Source organism: Moorena sp. SIO3I6, from assembly GCF_010672095.1.
Window position 1 is genome coordinate 1 of sequence record NZ_JAAHHU010000691.1, and the last position, 2438, is coordinate 2438.

1 protein-coding gene and 1 pseudogene are annotated in these 2438 nt (G+C 40.1%); both read right to left on the reverse strand.

Annotated elements, in window-relative coordinates:
* A pseudogene (locus F6K49_RS41465) lies at positions 1-783 on the reverse strand (hypothetical protein); the annotation flags it as partial.
* A gap of 91 nt (positions 784-874) precedes the next feature.
* The gene (locus F6K49_RS41470; protein ID WP_293106979.1) at positions 875-2356 is read right to left on the reverse strand and encodes a transposase; all 1482 of its coding nucleotides are present in this window, start codon (positions 2354-2356) and stop codon (positions 875-877) included.
* Between the last annotated feature and the right edge of the window lie 82 nt (positions 2357-2438).

Below are 2438 nucleotides of genomic sequence, written 5' to 3' on the forward strand. Positions count from 1 at the left end.
AATTGGTTTTTTGGTTAGTAACTGGGATAATTTTAATAAGACAATCAGGATATAAAAAACTTGCCATCCCTGATCTATTACTGTAATTCTCCCTTTAAGTATTAGCTGAAACCAAAGCAAAACCGTCTCAGTTTTTGTTTTTTTAATCAGACGTTTCAAATCCGATTGAGTTCTAAAAACTTTGTTGTATTGAGATTGTATAAAGGGTTCGTTAAGTTCTTTGCGGACTTCTTGTAACATCACATAAAGACGAAAATTCACCCACTTCATAAATTTGCCCTTGTCAGGATTGTAGACATTGATGTTTTGAAATACAAACCCTAAGGTTCTAATTACTGCATCTTGATAAACATCAATAGAAAAGCCAGGGGGATGGTACAGTTTGCCGGAAATTTGCAAAGCATTGATTAATTCTGTTAAAGCATACAGTCGTTCTTTAGTATGAGTTTTTTGTCCTTGCGCTTCTAGGGCGAGTTGTTCAAGGCGATAGTTATCTATTACCTTTTTAAAGGCCATATCTCGCCAAGATGTCCACTCTCTGTCAGAAATAAATTGTGGGCTATACCTATCAATAGTCTGCTCTAGATCCTGGGTTAGCTGTTTCTGCACTGCCTCCAAAATATCTCGATAAATACCAGATAGAGGTTGACCTTTGGATGGGCGGCAAATTTTACGCGATCGCAAAATTTGCTTAACCAGTGTTCCTAAAGCTTGCTGCCGCTCTTGAGTATCCCGTGGATAGCTTTGCACTTGGCATACCAGCTGCCTAATTTGATCTTTCATCGCTATCAATTAGAAAGACTGACCTGCTTACTTATCTAGCTGAGCTCACATTTTTATGGGTTAATTTACAAAACTTTATTTTTTGCCAGAATTATAGAATCTTGACATCTCCCCCGGCTGAAGCACGGGGGATTCTATAAGGATGTGAAGCGGTAGGGTGAACCCGTACCGCTATCGCCGAAGGCGACGCTTTCGGCGAAGCCGACGCTACGCGAACGCGAACACAGCTTATTCGATAGGATTTGGACAGGGATGTGAACAAATCAAATCGATGTGGGAGTGTCAAGGCTCCCCTACCTGCCTTGGTTAGATCTAGACCTAACTGTGCAGCTACTTTCCTGGCAATGTTTGCGGCACCGTTGCAGTCCGCATTAACCAGGTGTCCTTTTGCTGACTTATATAATCCACGTCTTACTCTTTTACCGGAAGGTCTCCATCCACTGGGTTTTTCACCGTGTTTAGGTAATGAATCCTCATCCAAAAAAGACGCTTTACTCGTATAAGCTTCTTCTGTTACTGTTAATTTGATACCGTATTCATAACAGAGTTGTTCAAGCCTATTAATTAATCTCTTTGTTGGGATAACTACGAAATTTTGATTGCCGCGTTTCCCCATATTGGAACCACTTTTCTGTTTCTCGTTCCAGCCAATTATTAAATTTCCAATGCGATCGTTAAGACAACGATTAATAATAAATCTAGCCGCCTTGTTAATACCATCTCGCATCTGATTATTGCGTTTACGTTGAACCCTATCAAGATTGCTGTCCCAGTAAAAATCTGGCTTTCCAGCTTTGTGTTTTGCTACTAACCTAGCATACCCCTGGTTCATAGACTTAAGTTTACGGCCATCAATAATCAGACTTTTCCCTTGAGTTGATACCCCAGTCAACCAGTTGGTTCCACCATGGTCAAAACTCCAAGCCTGGGAATAGTCTAAATGGGGATTATCTTTCACTGGCTGCTTACCGTCGTCAATCACCCAGTCAATCCATAATTGTCCATAGCATGGGCGAACAGTGACCTCTCTTACCCAGTCTGGATCTATAAAATCCGGAGCCTCTAAAGTGATTTCAGTAAGTAGTTCAGTTTTACTTTCTTTACTTATTGACGGGTGAAACAATCCATTCTTATAGGTGAGAGCTTGTTTTGGAAAAGTAACAGCAGTTAGCCCACCCTTCTTCCGGTATCTAAGAAGTTTTGGTTTATCTACTTGACCCTTGTAATACAAGCTAACTAACTGGTTATAGCTTGTGATTGATTCAGCCACAGTCTTAAGAGTTTGTTGCGCCGACTGAGCGGCCATTGCCTTATAGTTAGGATTTTCCTTTAACTCTTTGCAAAGTTCAGCGTACTTGATACTACATTTGTAAGCTTTCCAACCTTGTCGCAGTAAATCATCCTTCCAATAGGTTGTATAAGCTTCTGGTTGTTGTTTTAACCAGTCATAGTGTTTTTGTCTTGAATAATAAACAGCAGAGTTAAACAGGTTGTTTGCTTGTTGACACTGAAATTCCCAGAAAACTTTTTCTTCGTCTGAAAAGTTAGCTCTAACTGGGACAGTCTTGTACATTTACCGTTACTATTATACTTTGCTAGAGTACTTTTAGTATAGAGGCCGGTTCTGAATATGTCAACAACAAATGGACAGAAAA